The organism is Halobiforma lacisalsi AJ5, from assembly GCF_000226975.2.
Lineage (GTDB): Archaea > Halobacteriota > Halobacteria > Halobacteriales > Natrialbaceae > Natronobacterium > Natronobacterium lacisalsi.
This window is the reverse complement of the sequence record NZ_CP019285.1, coordinates 387,891-401,376: the sequence shown is the minus strand read 5'-3', so window position 1 is coordinate 401,376 and position 13,486 is coordinate 387,891. Positions and strand designations below refer to the sequence as shown.

Here is a 13,486-nt window from a genome sequence, read left to right as displayed (position 1 = left end):
ACTCCTCACTCTTCACTCCTCACTCCGCGCTCGAGTTACTCGTGCCGCGCGAGCGGGCGGTGTCTTCGTCCGCACGTACCGATCCGTGTCGATGCTCGTCCTCTCCCCCGCGTTTCGCGTCGCCGCCCGTGTCGGATCGCGGCTCCGACCCTTGCCCGGAGTCTTCGCCGATCGGGAGCCCGCACCCGGCCTCTCCGTCGGTTCCGAGGAGGCGAGCGAAGCGGCGACGTTCGGCGGCGTGTCTGTCGAGAGTCATGCCGACGGAAAACGGCGATATCGGTTGTAGTTATGCGGGGCGTGCCCGCGGGAAACGAGCGACTTCGATCGTGAAACGATCCCGGCGCCGACACTCGATTTCGGGGCGAAACGGTTCGATTGCCGAGAGGAGACAACGTAACATCCTTCTCCGTCACCCCCGTTTACGGCGATAATGACCGAGATCCCCGACGCCGCAGCGAGCGCCCTCGAGGCCCACGACGCGTTCGAGGCGACCGACGACAGCGCGGCCTACCGACTCGAGACGACGGTCTTCGACGCCGTCGTCACCGCCACGAACGCCGAGGGAAAGCGCGACGCCCGGTTCTCGATCACCGTCACGCTGCCGACGCTCGACGAGGCAGTCGAGGGCGAGACGGTCGCCCCGGTCGTCGAGGACGGCTGGTACGAGACCCTCGAGCGGCGACTCGAGGACGCGTTCACCGTCGCCCACACGAGCACCCACCAGGAACCGGCGGTCGAACGCGGCCCCCGCGAGGTGACCGTCGACCTCGAGTACGTCGCCTGGAACGCGACGGAGGGGGTCGAGGACGCAAAGGCGCTCATCGAGTTCGTCGAAGGGACCTTCGCCCAGGGGATCATCCCCGGCTACGACTACCGCGGCCCGGCCGCGACGCTCCTCGAGAGCGCCCAGCAGAACGCGGAGGGCGCGGTTGACGAGGGACCAGGAGAAGGTGGCGGCATGCCGATGTGATCTTCCGGACGGAACGCCGTCGATCGTCGCGCCGATCGTCGATCGCTGTCGAACGGAACGGGACGAGACCGGGCAACGAGTCCGACTTCGAAGGTCGGCGCTCGCCGCTAGTGGCGGTCCAAGCCTGAACTGATGGGTCGAATCCGCTCGTGCGGGCCGGTTCGACCCATCAGTCGACGGTTGGAACGGTACTAGTCCATCGCGATGTACGTTTTCGTATCCGTCACGCCGTCGAGGGCCTGCATGCTCGAGGAGACGGTTTCCAGGATGTCGTAGACCTCGGGCGCGTTGACCTCCGCGATGATGTCGTAATTCCCAGCGACGATGTGGGCCTCGGCGACGTTCTCGAGGCCCCTGATGTCGGCGAGCAGACCCTCGGACTTCCCGGCGGCCGTCTTCACCATAATGAACGCGTGTACCATCTCGAGGGTGTGGTACTCTCTGACATGACTAAAGGCTTTGCCCGATCCTGTGGTGTGGTACACTGGGGCAAACTTATTGGAGGGCGGGAGCGTATCCCTCGCCATGCGGTTCGTGATTATCGGCGCCGGTCGGGTCGGGCTGCGAACGGCGCGCGTTCTCCGCGACGAAGGCCACGAGGTGACGCTCGTCGAACGCGACGAGCCACGCGTCCAGCGGGCCCGAAACGAGGCGTTTACCGTCGTCGAGGGTGACGGCTCCCGGGAGCACTTCCTCGAGGAGGCCGGCATTGCGGAGGCCGACGCCCTCGGTGCGCTGACCGGCGACCTCAACGTCAACTTTACGGCCTGTATGATCGCGAAACACTACGGCTGCCGGACCGTCATGCGCATCGACGAGGCCTACCGCGAGGAGATCTACCGGAAGTACGCCGACGAGGTCGACGAGGTCATCTACCCCGAACGGCTCGGCGCGATCGGCGCGAAAAACGCCCTGCTTGGCGGGACGATCCGTGCGATCGCGGACATCGAACAGCACCTGCAGGTCGTCGAACTGACGATTACCGACGCCGCGCCGGTCAACGGCTACACGATCAGCGAACTCGAGTTGCCCGCGGATTCGCGGGTGCTGGCCTTCGGCAAGCACGACGGTGAACTCGAGTTACCCGGCGAGGACGAATCGCTCGAGGTAGGCGATCGGGTAGTCGTGCTGGCCGACTTCGAGGTACTGAGCGACATCCGGCAGCTGCTAGTCGGGGAATCCGCGTCCCAGGCGGTCGCCAACGCCGGCTCGGGATCGGGAGGTGTCAACTAATGGTTACAGCATTCGTCATGGTCAAAGCGAACACGGGCGAGGCGGATCGACTACGAACGGAGATGGAAGCCATCGAGGGCGTCCGATCGGCCCACATCGTCGCGGGCGATGTAGACATCATCGCGAAGGCTCAGGTCGACACGCCCGCGGCGGTCAAGGAGATCGCGGCGACCAAGATTCAGGGTATCGACGGCGTCGAGGGGACCCAGACGTACATCGCGATGGATTGAGCCTAGTACCCGTCCCCGACCGCGTCAGTCAACGCGTCCTCCACGTCTTCGAGCACCGCTTCGGGCGACCGGTTCGCGTCCACGCGGACGAACCGGTCCGGGTGGCGCTCGACCAGCCGTTCGTAGTTCTTCCGGACGGTCTCGAGGTAGTCGACGCGCTCGAACTTGTTCGTCGCGCCCGCACGGTCGGCGGCCGTGTCGGGGTCGACGTCGAGGTAGATCGTCAGGTCGGGGTCGATCGTGAACGGCGCGTGGACGGCGACGACGTACTCGAGGGGGTCGGGAACCTCGAGCCGGTCGTAGTCCTCCAGAGTCGCCCCCTGGTAAGCAAAACGGGAGTCGGAGTACCGATCGGACACGACGAGGTCGCCGCGCTCGAGGGCCGGTTCGATCTTCCGGGTGAGGTGGTCGGCGTGGTCGGCGGTATAGAGGAAGAGTTCGGCCAGCGAGTCGGCGTCGTCGTCCTCGATCGATCGGTAGACCGCGTCGCCGTACCAGGAGTCGTTCGTCGGTTCGCGGGTGAAGACTGCATCGGGGTAGGCGTCCTGGAGGGCCTCCCAGACCGTCGTCTTGCCGCTGCCGTCCAGCCCCTCGAGCGTGACGAGCATGCTCGCACGTCGCTGGGGGAGGTACAAGGACCTGTCGCCCCGCCGCCGTGGCCGAACACAACAGCGTAGCCGACTAGCTATTTATCGCCTCGCGTGTACGTTTCGACTATGAAGATCCTCGTTGCGGGCGGCACCGGCTTCATCGGGCGGAATCTCTGTACGGAACTGCACGACCGGGGTCACGACGTGACGGCGCTGTCCCGCAGCCCCGACGACCGCGGGCTTCCGGACGGGGTCGAGGTGGCGATGGGCGACGTGAGCGCCGCCGACTCGATTCGAGACGCGGTCGCGGGCCACGACGCTGTGGTCAACCTGGTCGCGCTCTCGCCGCTGTTCCAGCCCAGGGGCACCGATCACGAGACGGTCCACCTCCGCGGGACCGAGAACCTCGTCGATCTCGCGGAGACGGAAGGCGTCGATCGGTTCGTCCAGCTGAGTGCGCTCGGGGCCGATCCCCAGGGCGACACCGACTACATCCGCGCCAAGGGGAAGGCCGAGGGGGTCGTCCGGGAGTCGGACCTCGAGTGGACGATCTTCCGGCCCTCGGTCGTCTTCGGCGATGGCGGCGAGTTCGTCGAGTTCACGAAGGAACTGACGACGCCGTACGTCACGGGACTACCCGGCGGCGGGAAGACGCGGTTCCAGCCGATCTGGGTCGGCGACCTCGTGCCCATGCTGGCCGACGCCCTCGAGGACGAGACCCACGTCGGCGAGACCTACGAGGTCGCCGGCCCGGAGGTACTGACGCTGGCCGAGGTGACGGAACTGGCTTACGAGGCAGAGGGGAAATCGGTCACCGTCCTGCCGATCCCGATGCCGCTGGCGAAACTCGGCCTGACGGCGGCGGACCCGCTGCCGTTCGTCCCCTTCGGCCCCGACCAGGCGCGGTCGCTCGAGATGGACAACACCGTTACCGGCAACGATATGACCGCGTTCGGCGTGGACGTCGACGACCTCACGACGCTCGGGGCGTACCTCGGACTGGAACCACAGCCGATTAGTTCCGGGACACCTCGAGAGTCGGTCTGATACGGACTGCTGTAAGTCGTTCCCGGCGGTACCGCGAGCCGTCCTGCGGTCGCGCCGGTAAATCACAGCAATCCGTACGAATCGTGGGTCGGGGGTCGTTTACTGTCCGCCTGGGAGCGGCTGGTGGGACCGATAGCGGCCAACAAATATAATATAAACAACGTGACCGACCCTCGTTTGACGTTTCGTCCATAGTGATTGTTTCGTTCGGAGAACGGTCTCTTCTCCCTGTTTTCTCGGCAGTGAATTTAGACAGTAACTTTCCTCATCAAAAGACTTATGTCCTCAATACCTCTCTTACCTACCCAACGGAGCCCCCTGACAAACAATGAAGCTGGCGATGATCGGATTCGGACAGGCCGGTGGTAAAATCGTAGACCGCTTTCTCGAGTACGACGAGCGGACGAACAGTGGGATCGTCCGTGCTGCGGTCGCCGTCAACTCGGCGAAAGCGGACCTGATGGGTCTCGAGCGGATCCCGCAGGAAAACCGCGTACTGATCGGCCAGGCCCGGGTCAAGGGCCACGGTGTCGGAGCGGACAACGAACTCGGCGCGGAAATCGCCGAAGAGGACATCGACGAGGTCCAGAACGCGATCGACGCGATCCCGACCCACGAGGTCGACGCGTTTCTCGTCGTCGCCGGGATGGGCGGCGGGACCGGTTCGGGCGGTGCGCCCGTCCTCGCGAAGCACCTCAAGCGGATCTACACCATCCCCGTCTACGGGCTGGGCGTCCTGCCGGGCACGGACGAGGGTGGCATCTACACGCTCAACGCGGCCCGCTCGTTCCAGACGTTCGTCCGCGAGGTCGACAACCTGCTCGTCTTCGACAACGACTCCTGGCGACAGACCGGCGAGTCCGTCGAGGGGGGCTACGAGAAGATCAACGAGGAAATCGTCCGTCGGTTCGGCGTCCTCTTCGGCGCCGGCGAGGTCGGCGACGGCGAGGAGGTCGCCGAGAGCGTCGTCGACTCCTCCGAGATCATCAACACGCTCTCGGGCGGCGGCGTCTCGACGGTCGGCTACGCCAGCGAGGAGGTCGAACTGAACACGGGCGGCGGCCTCCTCTCCCGGTTTACCGGGGACGACGCGGGTGACGATCTGGACGCCGCGAACACGACCAACCGCATCACGAGCCTCGTCCGCAAGGCCGCGCTCGGCCGGCTCACGCTCCCGTGTGAGATCGAGGGTGCCGAACGCGCGCTGCTGGTCCTCTCCGGTCCCTCGGAGTATCTCAACCGGAAAGGCATCGAACGCGGCCGCAAGTGGCTCGAAGAAGAAACGGGCAGCATGGAAGTTCGCGGTGGCGACTTCCCGCGCGAGGAGCCCGAAGTCTCGGCCGCAATCTTGCTCTCGGGGGTCACCGACGTTCCGCGCATCAAGCGCCTCCAGCAGGTCGCGATCGAGGCCCAGGACAACATCGAGGATATCCAGTCTGAAAGCGAGGAGAACCTCGAGGAACTCGTCGAGGACGACGAGGACGAACTCGAGCCGCTGTTCTGAGCGGGACTGCCGGCGAGGCGGCCGAGGCGGCTTCTCGCCGGGCAATACCGTTTCGGCACACCGGCTCGAATCACGGACGTGAATCGATGACGGTGATCGCGGTCGTTTCCGGACGACCGTGGGATCCGAACTCGAATCCGAACCCGAACCCGGAGACAGCACAGGTCGACGAACCGCGCTCGACGGTCGCTCGCGTGTCGGGGGGCACGTACCGAACGCGACCCGGTGTGGTCGAACCGCGCCACCGCCGTCGGCGGTCGCCCCGGAGAACGCCTTTTTCATCGACTCCGACGTGCTTTTGAACGCGTACGAGAGAGGATCGACAGATGCAGGTCGTCGTTCCGTTCGCCGCGACGTCGCCGAAAACACGCCTCGAGGGCGTTCTCTCTTCCGAAGAGCGATCGACGATCGCACGAGCGATGCTCGCGGACGTGCTCGGGGCGCTCGAGGAGACCGACCGGGAGTGTGAGCCGACGGTAGTGTCGACGGCGCCGCTTTCGCTGTCGTCGGCGCTGGCGTTCGACTTCGACTTCGATTTCGATTTCGATTCTGATTCCGACTTCGACTCCGGCAACCCCACGGCCAACGTCGCCGACGTGACCGTCGAGGTCGACGACCGACCGCTCACCGACGCGGTCAACGCCCGCCTCGAGTCGGTTGGAGACGGGAGCGACGCCGTCGCCGTCGTCATGGCCGATCTCGCGCTCGCGACGCCGGCCGCGCTCGAGCGACTTTTCGAACCCGATGCGGACGTCGTCGTCGCCCCGGGTCGTGGCGGCGGGACGAACGCACTGGTGGTTCGCCATCCCGAGTTCCGGGTCGACTACCACGGCGCGTCGTACCTCGATCACCGCGAGATCGCCGCCGGGATCGGTGCCACGCTCGAGTCGGTGGACTCCCACCGGCTCGCGACGGACATCGACGAACCGTCCGACCTCGTGGAGGTGCTCGTCCACCGGTCGGGCGGCTCCACGCGGGCCTGTCTGCGCGAGTTCGGGTTCGAACTGGAAACGAGCGACGGGCGGGTGACGGTCGCTCGCGAGTAAAACGGAACGGGGAGGCGTTCTCGAGGCCCGGCTACTCAAACGACTCGGTGAACGTCCCGAGAACGAAGACCGTGATCGCACAGCAGAACGCGATGCCGCTCGCCGCCGCGACGGTCACCGCGATCCGTGGGCCGGCCCGGTAGGGACGAACTCCGGAGGCGACGAGCGCGTCGATCGTCTCCACGCCGGCGTGGCCGATGGCCGCGAGCGCGAGCGTCGCCACGACGCCCAATAGCCCCGTCACGAGCCCGAGGCCGGAGAAGAGGTCCTCGATCCCGACGAGCGACCAGGCCTGGCGCTCGGAGATGTCGTCCAGCCGATCCCGGTAGCCGGCGAGGATGGCGAGGCCGACGCTCGAGCCGACGAGACACCCGACGCTGAGCAGAGTAAGCACAGTAAAGCCGACCCGAGTAGCCGCGATGTCGACGCCGAGGTACCGCTCCTGGACTGCCCCGGGAAGCGAGAACATGATGGGGAACATGGCCGAGGCGGCAAACAGGAGGAAGCTACATCCCCGAATCTTCTGGGGGATGGACCACCTGCTGAACATCCCCCGGCGCGCCCGGAGCAACTCGTACTCGGAACCCTCGAGAACGAGCCGCGTGTACTTGTCCTCGTCCATCCGTCGACCGCCGAAAAGCCGGTTCTCAGTATCAACCTTTCGGAACCCGATACCCCGACGAGTGCACGGATCTGTCTCCGCCGGTGGGTCTCGAAAAAGCGCGTCGGCGACGGTTGGTCAGTCTTCCGCCGGGGTTCCGGTCCCGGGTTCGGGTTCCACGCCGGTACCGATACCGGCGGGCTGCTGGGCGATGACGCGCTCGTTGGTGGCGATCCAGTTCAGTAGCAGGTACGCGAAGATGTACTTCGCGCCGATGTCGAGGATGCTGTAGGCCCACGACGTGATCGCGACGTCGAGGACGGCGAGCCCCTCGGCGCCGAGCGCCCAGAAGATCGGGTACCCGAGCCACAGCACGACGGTGAGGTTACGCAGGAGACCGAAAATCTCGTCGGTCCCCGCCGCTTCGGCGTCGCGCGGCCACTCCGCCAGCAGGACGTACAGCACGACGAGGAAGAACGTGCAACTGATGAAGTACCAGAACCACCGCAGCGCGTACGACGAGGTCGTCATCGCGGCGGCGAGCCCGGTCACACACATCGCGATGTCCGCGGTGATCGCGGTGAACAGTTTCGTCAGGTTCGTCCCGGCGAGCATCCCCAGCGCGAGCAGGATCATCGGCGTCGAGAACGTCCACGTCAGATACCGACCCCACATCGTCAACACTTCGTCACCCGCGAGCGCGTGTCCGGCCGGCATCTCGAGGAAACTCACCGTGAGTCCGGACGCGAGCCCGGTATAACTCGAGATGGAGACGAGCGGCACCATCAGGGTGGCGACCCAGATCAACTTGGCCCGCGGGTCCTCGAGATTGCGCCCCATGTAGACGAAAAGCAGCGTCACCAGGCCAGCCAGGGCGATGTTGACCCAGAAGGACGCGTTCAACGCCTGGTCGTTCTGGATCGATTCGTAAACCTCCGGCTGGGTCATCTGGAGCGGCGAGGTGATGGGGGAGTGTAGCTGTGCGACCGCTGCGATGTCTACAGTGGCAGCTTCAATCATGACACGTAGTAACCATGGATCGTCAACGAATAAACACGATCACAAACTGGTTAGGGCCGATCCCAGTAATCCGAGCGTACTTGCCGGGAGGCCCCGGGATACGATCGATCGAACCGACGATGTCTATCGATCGTCCGAACTACAAGCCCTTATATAGCGGGCGACGACACACCGAGACGATGATCCCCGGGGCCAGCGAGTACGGCGTCGACGTGACGGTCGACGACGCCGCGGTCGACGAACTGCTCGAGGTCGCACCCGGCGACGTCGATGGGGCGTCGTCGCTGACCTTCGCTCGCAACGTCTTCGTCCCGCTGACGACGGCGTGTCGGTACACCTGTACGTACTGTACGTACTTCGATCCGCCGGGGGAGGCCTCGCTGCTCTCGCTCGAGGAGGTCCGCGAGATCTGCCAGCGGGGTGCCGACGCGGGCTGTACGGAGGCGCTTTTCACGTTCGGCGACGACCCCGACGACCGCTACGACGGGATCCACGATCAACTCGCCGAGTGGGGCCACGACTCGATCCACACCTATCTCCGAGAGGCCTGCGAGGTCGCCCTCGAGGAGGGGCTGCTCCCCCACGCGAACCCGGGCGACCAGACCCGTGACCAGATGGCGGAGGTTGCAGACGTCAACGCCAGCATGGGCGTGATGCTCGAGACGACGGCGGACGTCGACGCCCACGCGGGCCCGCGCCGGAAGGAACCGGGCCAGCGGCTCCGGACGATCCGAACGGCGGGGGAACTCGACGTTGCCTTCACCACCGGGATCCTCGTCGGGATCGGCGAGGACTGGCGGGACCGCGCCGAGAGCCTGCTGGCGATCCGGGAGTTACACGAGCGGTACGACCACGTCCAGGAAGTGATCGTCCAGCCCGTTCGTGAGAACGACCGCTGGTCCGGCGACACGCCCGACCTCGAGACGATGCGACGGGTGACGGCGATGGCCCGTGCCGCGCTTCCGGAGGAGGTGTCGGTCCAGGTTCCGCCAAACCTCACCGACGCGCGCGAACTGATCGACTGTGGCGTCGACGACCTCGGCGGCGTTTCGCCGGTCACCGACGACCACGTCAACCCCGACTACGAGTGGCCCGCCCTCCGGGAACTCGAGGCGATCGCCGAGGACGCGGGGCTGCCGCTCCGGGAGCGGCTACCGGTCTACGAGCGGTTCCTGCCGCCGGACCTCCGTTCGCCAGCGTTCGACGGCGTTCCGGCCGAGGATGCCGGGCGAGACGCGGACCGGAAGTGGATCTCACCGACGATCCACGCGGCGCTGACGGCCGAGGACGAGGCCGGGCGACGGTATCGGTCGGTGCTCGGGACGGTCGATCGCTGACGGCCCTCCCGTCCGCGCCTCCGGCGCTCCGATCCGTCGCGCTTTTGCCCGCCCGGGCCCGACGGGGAGATACACGAACGGAAAGAATGGCCCGGTACCACATCGAAACCTACGGCTGTACGTCTAACCGCGGGGAGAGCCGCGAGATCGAGCGGCGGCTCCGCGACGCCGGCCACTACCGGGTCGACGGCCCCGAGGAGGCCGACGTCGCCATCCTCAACACCTGCACCGTCGTCGAGAAGACCGAGCGCAACATGCTCCGGCGGGCCGAAGAACTCTCCGACGAGACCGCCGACCTCTACATCACGGGCTGTATGGCCCTCGCTCAGGGTGAGGAGTTCGCCGAGGCCGACGTCGACGGTCGGGTGCTCCACTGGGACGAGGTCCCCGAGGCAGTCACCAACGGCGAGTGTCCGACGACGACCCCCGACGTCGAACCGATCCTCGACGGCGTCGTCGGCATCCTCCCGATCGCCCGGGGCTGTATGTCCGACTGTTCCTACTGCATCACGAAGAAGGCCACCGGCAAGATCGACTCTCCGTCGATCGAGGAGAACGTCGAGAAGGCCCGCGCCCTTGTCCACGCCGGCGCGAAGGAAATCCGCATCACGGGCCAGGACACCGGCGTCTACGGTTGGGACGAGGGCGAGCGCAAGCTCCACCGCCTGCTCGAGCGCATCTGCGAGATCGACGGAGACTTCCGCGTCCGCGTGGGGATGGCCAACCCGAAGGGCGTCCACGGCATCCGGGAGGAACTCGCCGCGGTCTTCGCGGACAACGAGGAGCTGTACGACTTCCTGCACGCGCCCGTCCAGTCCGGTTCGAACGACGTGCTCGGCGACATGCGCCGCCAGCACCAGGTCGGGGAGTACCTCGAGGTCGTCGAAACCTTCGACGACCGTCTCGACTACTGGACGCTCTCGACGGACTTCATCGTCGGCTTTCCCACCGAGACCGAGGACGACCACCGGCAGTCGCTCGAACTCCTGCGGGAGACCCGGCCGGAGAAGATCAACGTCACGCGCTTCTCCAAGCGGCCGGGCACCGACGCCGCCGAGATGAAGGGCCTCGGCGGTACCGTCAAGAAGGAACGCTCGAAGGAGATGAGCGCCCTCAAACGCGAGATCGTGAGCGAGGTCTACGAGTCGATGGTCGGCCAACGGCGCGAGGACTGTCTCGTCGTCGAGGAGGGGACCGCCGACTCCGTGAAGTGTCGGGATTCGGCGTACCGACAGATCATCGTCCAGAACGCCGACGACCACGGCCTGGAGCCCGGCGACTTCGTCGACCTCGAGGTGACGGCCCACGAGACGATGTACGCGTTCGGGGAACCGATCTGACGGCCCCGGACGCCGGATCTTTTGACGATTCGCCACGAAGTCAGCCCATGGCTTCGATTACCCTGTACGAACTCGACGGCTGTCCCTACTGCGAGCGGGTCGCCGACAGCCTCGAGGAACTGGACATAGACTACGAGAGCGTCTGGGTCGACCCACCCCACTCCGAACGAGACGAGGTCAAGCGGCTTTCCGGGCAACGGCAGGTCCCGGTGCTGGTCGACGAGGAGTACGGCGTGACGATGGCCGAATCCGACCGGATCCTCGAGTTCCTCGAGACGACGTACGCCTGAGCCTGATCGGCCCGATCAGTCGAAACGGACTGCACCGTCGTCCGGAACCGTTGCACCCTCCTGTGCTGCGAACGCCTCGTGGAGGTGGTCGTACGTCTCCTCCAGCGCCTCGACGATCACTGTCGTGTCGCTCAGAACCGGCATGAAGTTCGTGTCGCCTTCCCAGCGCGGGACGACGTGAGTGTGGAGGTGGTCGTCGATCGAACCGCCGGCACCGTCGCCGAGGTTCAACCCGGCGTTGAACCCGTCGGGTTCGATGGCCGCCTCGAGGGCGTCGAACGTTCGCTGTTTCAGCCGTGCGTGGTCGAGCAGCTGCTCGTCGCCGAGATCGCCGTACTCGCCGGTGTGTGCCCGGGGAATGACCATCACGTGGCCCGGGTTGTACGGGTAGTTGTTCAGCATGACGAACGCGTGCTCGCTGCGCGCGACGAGCAGGTTCTCCCGGTCTTCGTCCCGTTCCCGTTCGGGGAGTTCACAGAAGACGCAGTCGTCGATGTCGGGGTTCTTGTCGTCGCGTCTGATCCACTCTATCCGCCACGGTGCGAAGACCTGTTCCATACCGGATGACAGGGTAGAGTGTTTTATATACTGTCGGTCCCGGCCGTCCGCTCTGGCCGTCACCGACGATCGTCTTCGTTCTGTGATCTGTCGAAACGAGATATTACTCCGGCCGATGTTCTATCACTGGTGGACATTATATTTCTAGATGGACATTCAGAAATAGGGAATCATATAACCGACTGAACAGTATTGAACGATCTGCTGGAGTTACAGGGAATCGAAACCTCTCGTTGAGGATTTCCGACTCACGTCTCGATACGAAGCGGGCTTTTAAGATGGTACTACCGCAACCGGGTCAGTAATGGCAACGACTGATAACTCATTCAATGGGATAACCGAATACTGCGACGAGTGTGAACTTGAAACTATTCACGAAGTTTCGGTCCAGATTCGAACCGAGAGCGTCAAAGAGGAGAACGCCCAGTTCTCTCGCGAACCCTACCGCGTCAGCGAATGTCAGCGCTGTGGCGCTCGTTCCAGCCAGCGGATGAACAACGCCTGATCGTCCGGTTCGACTCGAGACCGATTCACCCCCGCGGTCCGGATCGAATCGCCGCTCTTCGATCTCCCCCTTCGCCTTCCTCTCTGGTGTCACGCTCTCCTCTGTCCGCCCGCGCGAAAAATAATTTCCGAACCTAATCTCCGACCGATTCGTCAATTCAGTCCGTCGTCACTTCGCAGCCGTCCTCGGTGACGATGATCGTGTGCTCTTTCTGGCTGACGAGGTAGCCATCGTCCTCCTGGAGCACCGGGTAGCCGTGGACGATGTCGTTGCGCTTCAGCCGTCGCAGCGCCATCTCGGCCCGATCCGTCTCGAGCCAGCGCGTCGCGAACGGCAGCGTCCGGAACTCCTCGGTGATCTGGTCGAGAGCCTCGCGGGCCTGCCGGTTCCGGACGGTCCCCTCGCGTTCGAGCGCGAAGATCTCCTCGCTTGCACCTTCGGTCACCTTGCCGCCGCCGTCGGTCGCGAACGGTTCGATCGCGACGACGTCGCCGACCTCGAGCGTCGCACCCTGGGAGACGGCGCGGTTCGGGATGTTCGGCTGGGTGTGCTGTTCCCAGTGGCCCAGTCCGTGGCCGGTGAGGTTGACGACGGGATTGAAGCCGTAGCCGTCGATGACGTCCTCGATCTCCGCGCCGATTTCGCCGGTTTCGACGCCGGGTTCGACGACCTCGAGGGCGGCCTCCAGCGCCTGTTCGGAGGCTTCGGCGAGTTCGGGGTTGCCCGAGAGGTCGACGGTGATCGCGGTGTCGGCCAGCCAGCCGTCGACGTGGACGCCGATGTCGAGATTGACCATCTCCTCGCCGAACGTCGAGTCGTCGTCGATCGACGGCGTCGCGTGGGCCGCCTCCTCGTCGATCGAGATGTTGACCGGGAAGGCGGGTTCGCCGCCAAGTTCGCGGATCCGGTCCTCGGCGTACTCCGCGACCTCGAGGTGGCTGACGCCGACCTCGACCCGTTCGGCGGTCTCCTCCCGTACCTGGGCGAGGATCTCCCCGGCCTCGCGGTGTTTCTCGTACTTCTCGGACTGCAGATCCACCTCGTCGTCGGATTCGGCCATGTACCGGGGTTGCACCGGTCGACAAAAAGAGGTTCCGCCTCCGGTCGATCGCGTCCCGGGAGGCGTCAGCGGTCCGGCCCGTCGGTCCAGCGACACTCCGGACAGGCGTCGACCCCCTGGACATTCGAGAGCGTCGTCCCACAGCGGGGGCACTG

Annotated in this window: 17 protein-coding genes; 10 read left to right on the top strand and 7 right to left on the bottom strand. The window is 65.3% G+C overall.

Features of this window, described 5'->3' with window-relative positions:
- Positions 1–19: 19 nt before the first annotated feature.
- Entirely contained in the window at positions 20–256 is a 237-nt protein-coding gene (locus tag CHINAEXTREME_RS01835; protein ID WP_007142211.1) for a hypothetical protein, read from the bottom strand.
- A gap of 174 nt (positions 257–430) precedes the next feature.
- Between CHINAEXTREME_RS01835 and CHINAEXTREME_RS01830 the strand changes: the two genes are divergently transcribed.
- Complete coding sequence (locus CHINAEXTREME_RS01830; RefSeq protein WP_007142212.1) at positions 431–970, top strand: DUF5813 family protein; 540 nt, start codon at positions 431–433, stop codon at positions 968–970.
- 191 nt (positions 971–1,161) lie between these two features.
- Here the strand turns inward: CHINAEXTREME_RS01830 and CHINAEXTREME_RS01825 are convergent, their stop codons facing one another.
- Complete coding sequence (locus CHINAEXTREME_RS01825; RefSeq protein ID WP_029601466.1) at positions 1,162–1,392, bottom strand: Lrp/AsnC family transcriptional regulator; 231 nt, start codon at positions 1,390–1,392, stop codon at positions 1,162–1,164.
- Between the two features lie 103 nt (positions 1,393–1,495).
- Between CHINAEXTREME_RS01825 and CHINAEXTREME_RS01820 the strand changes: the two genes are divergently transcribed.
- Both CHINAEXTREME_RS01820 and CHINAEXTREME_RS01815 read left to right on the top strand, forming a co-directional pair.
- Entirely contained in the window at positions 1,496–2,203 is a 708-nt protein-coding gene (locus tag CHINAEXTREME_RS01820) for a potassium channel family protein (RefSeq protein ID WP_007142214.1), read from the top strand.
- Positions 2,203–2,433 carry an Lrp/AsnC family transcriptional regulator gene (locus CHINAEXTREME_RS01815; protein ID WP_007142215.1) on the top strand — a complete coding sequence of 77 codons (231 nt, stop codon included), beginning with the start codon at positions 2,203–2,205 and terminating at the stop codon, positions 2,431–2,433. The genes CHINAEXTREME_RS01820 and CHINAEXTREME_RS01815 overlap by 1 nt, the downstream gene beginning before the upstream one ends.
- 2 nt (positions 2,434–2,435) lie before the next feature.
- On the opposite strand, the gene tmk is transcribed toward CHINAEXTREME_RS01815, so the two are convergent.
- Positions 2,436–3,041, bottom strand: a complete 606-nt coding sequence (gene tmk / locus CHINAEXTREME_RS01810; RefSeq protein WP_007142216.1) for a dTMP kinase — start codon at positions 3,039–3,041, stop codon at positions 2,436–2,438.
- A gap of 108 nt (positions 3,042–3,149) precedes the next feature.
- Between tmk and CHINAEXTREME_RS01805 the strand changes: the two genes are divergently transcribed.
- From CHINAEXTREME_RS01805 to cofC, 3 genes are all read left to right on the top strand, one after another.
- Positions 3,150–4,070 (top strand): complex I NDUFA9 subunit family protein, encoded by a 921-nt coding sequence (locus tag CHINAEXTREME_RS01805; RefSeq protein ID WP_007142217.1) that lies wholly within the window; start codon positions 3,150–3,152, stop codon positions 4,068–4,070.
- A 328-nt stretch (positions 4,071–4,398) separates the two neighbouring features.
- Complete coding sequence (locus tag CHINAEXTREME_RS01800) at positions 4,399–5,574, top strand: tubulin/FtsZ family protein (RefSeq protein ID WP_007142218.1); 1,176 nt, start codon at positions 4,399–4,401, stop codon at positions 5,572–5,574.
- 326 nt (positions 5,575–5,900) lie between these two features.
- A complete protein-coding gene (cofC, locus tag CHINAEXTREME_RS01795; protein ID WP_007142219.1) occupies positions 5,901–6,620 on the top strand; it encodes a 2-phospho-L-lactate guanylyltransferase in 720 nt (239 codons plus the stop codon).
- A gap of 31 nt (positions 6,621–6,651) precedes the next feature.
- Here the strand turns inward: cofC and CHINAEXTREME_RS01790 are convergent, their stop codons facing one another.
- Both CHINAEXTREME_RS01790 and CHINAEXTREME_RS01785 read right to left on the bottom strand, forming a co-directional pair.
- Entirely contained in the window at positions 6,652–7,242 is a 591-nt protein-coding gene (locus tag CHINAEXTREME_RS01790) for a hypothetical protein (RefSeq protein ID WP_007142220.1), read from the bottom strand.
- 117 nt (positions 7,243–7,359) lie between these two features.
- Positions 7,360–8,169 (bottom strand): bacteriorhodopsin, encoded by an 810-nt coding sequence (locus CHINAEXTREME_RS01785; RefSeq protein WP_007142221.1) that lies wholly within the window; start codon positions 8,167–8,169, stop codon positions 7,360–7,362.
- 251 nt (positions 8,170–8,420) lie between these two features.
- On the opposite strand from CHINAEXTREME_RS01785, the gene cofG reads away from it, so the two are divergent.
- The 3 genes from cofG (at position 8,421) to CHINAEXTREME_RS01770 (ending at position 11,208) form a co-directional block, all read left to right on the top strand.
- On the top strand, positions 8,421–9,578 hold the full coding sequence (gene cofG / locus CHINAEXTREME_RS01780) for a 7,8-didemethyl-8-hydroxy-5-deazariboflavin synthase subunit CofG (protein WP_007142222.1): 1,158 nt from the start codon (positions 8,421–8,423) through the stop codon (positions 9,576–9,578).
- Between the two features lie 86 nt (positions 9,579–9,664).
- Positions 9,665–10,918 carry a tRNA (N(6)-L-threonylcarbamoyladenosine(37)-C(2))-methylthiotransferase gene (locus CHINAEXTREME_RS01775; protein ID WP_007142223.1) on the top strand — a complete coding sequence of 418 codons (1,254 nt, stop codon included), beginning with the start codon at positions 9,665–9,667 and terminating at the stop codon, positions 10,916–10,918.
- Positions 10,919–10,965: 47 nt separating this feature from the next.
- Positions 10,966–11,208 (top strand): glutaredoxin family protein, encoded by a 243-nt coding sequence (locus CHINAEXTREME_RS01770; protein ID WP_007142224.1) that lies wholly within the window; start codon positions 10,966–10,968, stop codon positions 11,206–11,208.
- A gap of 15 nt (positions 11,209–11,223) precedes the next feature.
- Here CHINAEXTREME_RS01770 and CHINAEXTREME_RS01765 read toward each other — a convergent pair whose 3' ends face one another.
- Positions 11,224–11,766 (bottom strand): HIT family protein, encoded by a 543-nt coding sequence (locus CHINAEXTREME_RS01765; RefSeq protein WP_007142225.1) that lies wholly within the window; start codon positions 11,764–11,766, stop codon positions 11,224–11,226.
- Positions 11,767–12,070: 304 nt separating this feature from the next.
- On the opposite strand from CHINAEXTREME_RS01765, the gene CHINAEXTREME_RS01760 reads away from it, so the two are divergent.
- Positions 12,071–12,271, top strand: a complete 201-nt coding sequence (locus tag CHINAEXTREME_RS01760) for a DUF7835 family putative zinc beta-ribbon protein (RefSeq protein ID WP_076738688.1) — start codon at positions 12,071–12,073, stop codon at positions 12,269–12,271.
- Positions 12,272–12,428: 157 nt separating this feature from the next.
- On the opposite strand, the gene map is transcribed toward CHINAEXTREME_RS01760, so the two are convergent.
- Positions 12,429–13,331: a type II methionyl aminopeptidase gene (gene map / locus CHINAEXTREME_RS01755; protein WP_007142226.1), complete on the bottom strand. Its 903-nt coding sequence runs from the start codon at positions 13,329–13,331 to the stop codon at positions 12,429–12,431.
- Between the last annotated feature and the right edge of the window lie 155 nt (positions 13,332–13,486).

Bases quoted from the DNA above. Each gene is read 5' to 3' on its own strand.
- CHINAEXTREME_RS01830 (WP_007142212.1), top strand. From the start codon at position 431: ATGACCGAGATCCCCGACGCCGCAGCGAGCGCCCTCGAGGCCCACGAC.
- CHINAEXTREME_RS01815 (WP_007142215.1), top strand. From the start codon at position 2,203: ATGGTTACAGCATTCGTCATGGTCAAAGCGAACACGGGCGAGGCGGAT.
- CHINAEXTREME_RS01790 (WP_007142220.1), bottom strand. From the start codon at position 7,242: ATGGACGAGGACAAGTACACGCGGCTCGTTCTCGAGGGTTCCGAGTAC.
- CHINAEXTREME_RS01800 (WP_007142218.1), top strand. From the start codon at position 4,399: ATGAAGCTGGCGATGATCGGATTCGGACAGGCCGGTGGTAAAATCGTA.
- CHINAEXTREME_RS01835 (WP_007142211.1), bottom strand. From the start codon at position 256: ATGACTCTCGACAGACACGCCGCCGAACGTCGCCGCTTCGCTCGCCTC.
- map (WP_007142226.1), bottom strand. From the start codon at position 13,331: ATGGCCGAATCCGACGACGAGGTGGATCTGCAGTCCGAGAAGTACGAG.
- CHINAEXTREME_RS01760 (WP_076738688.1), top strand. From the start codon at position 12,071: ATGGCAACGACTGATAACTCATTCAATGGGATAACCGAATACTGCGAC.
- CHINAEXTREME_RS01775 (WP_007142223.1), top strand. From the start codon at position 9,665: ATGGCCCGGTACCACATCGAAACCTACGGCTGTACGTCTAACCGCGGG.
- CHINAEXTREME_RS01825 (WP_029601466.1), bottom strand. From the start codon at position 1,392: ATGGTACACGCGTTCATTATGGTGAAGACGGCCGCCGGGAAGTCCGAG.
- CHINAEXTREME_RS01785 (WP_007142221.1), bottom strand. From the start codon at position 8,169: ATGACCCAGCCGGAGGTTTACGAATCGATCCAGAACGACCAGGCGTTG.
- CHINAEXTREME_RS01805 (WP_007142217.1), top strand. From the start codon at position 3,150: ATGAAGATCCTCGTTGCGGGCGGCACCGGCTTCATCGGGCGGAATCTC.
- CHINAEXTREME_RS01820 (WP_007142214.1), top strand. From the start codon at position 1,496: ATGCGGTTCGTGATTATCGGCGCCGGTCGGGTCGGGCTGCGAACGGCG.
- cofC (WP_007142219.1), top strand. From the start codon at position 5,901: ATGCAGGTCGTCGTTCCGTTCGCCGCGACGTCGCCGAAAACACGCCTC.
- CHINAEXTREME_RS01765 (WP_007142225.1), bottom strand. From the start codon at position 11,766: ATGGAACAGGTCTTCGCACCGTGGCGGATAGAGTGGATCAGACGCGAC.
- CHINAEXTREME_RS01770 (WP_007142224.1), top strand. From the start codon at position 10,966: ATGGCTTCGATTACCCTGTACGAACTCGACGGCTGTCCCTACTGCGAG.
- tmk (WP_007142216.1), bottom strand. From the start codon at position 3,041: ATGCTCGTCACGCTCGAGGGGCTGGACGGCAGCGGCAAGACGACGGTC.
- cofG (WP_007142222.1), top strand. From the start codon at position 8,421: ATGATCCCCGGGGCCAGCGAGTACGGCGTCGACGTGACGGTCGACGAC.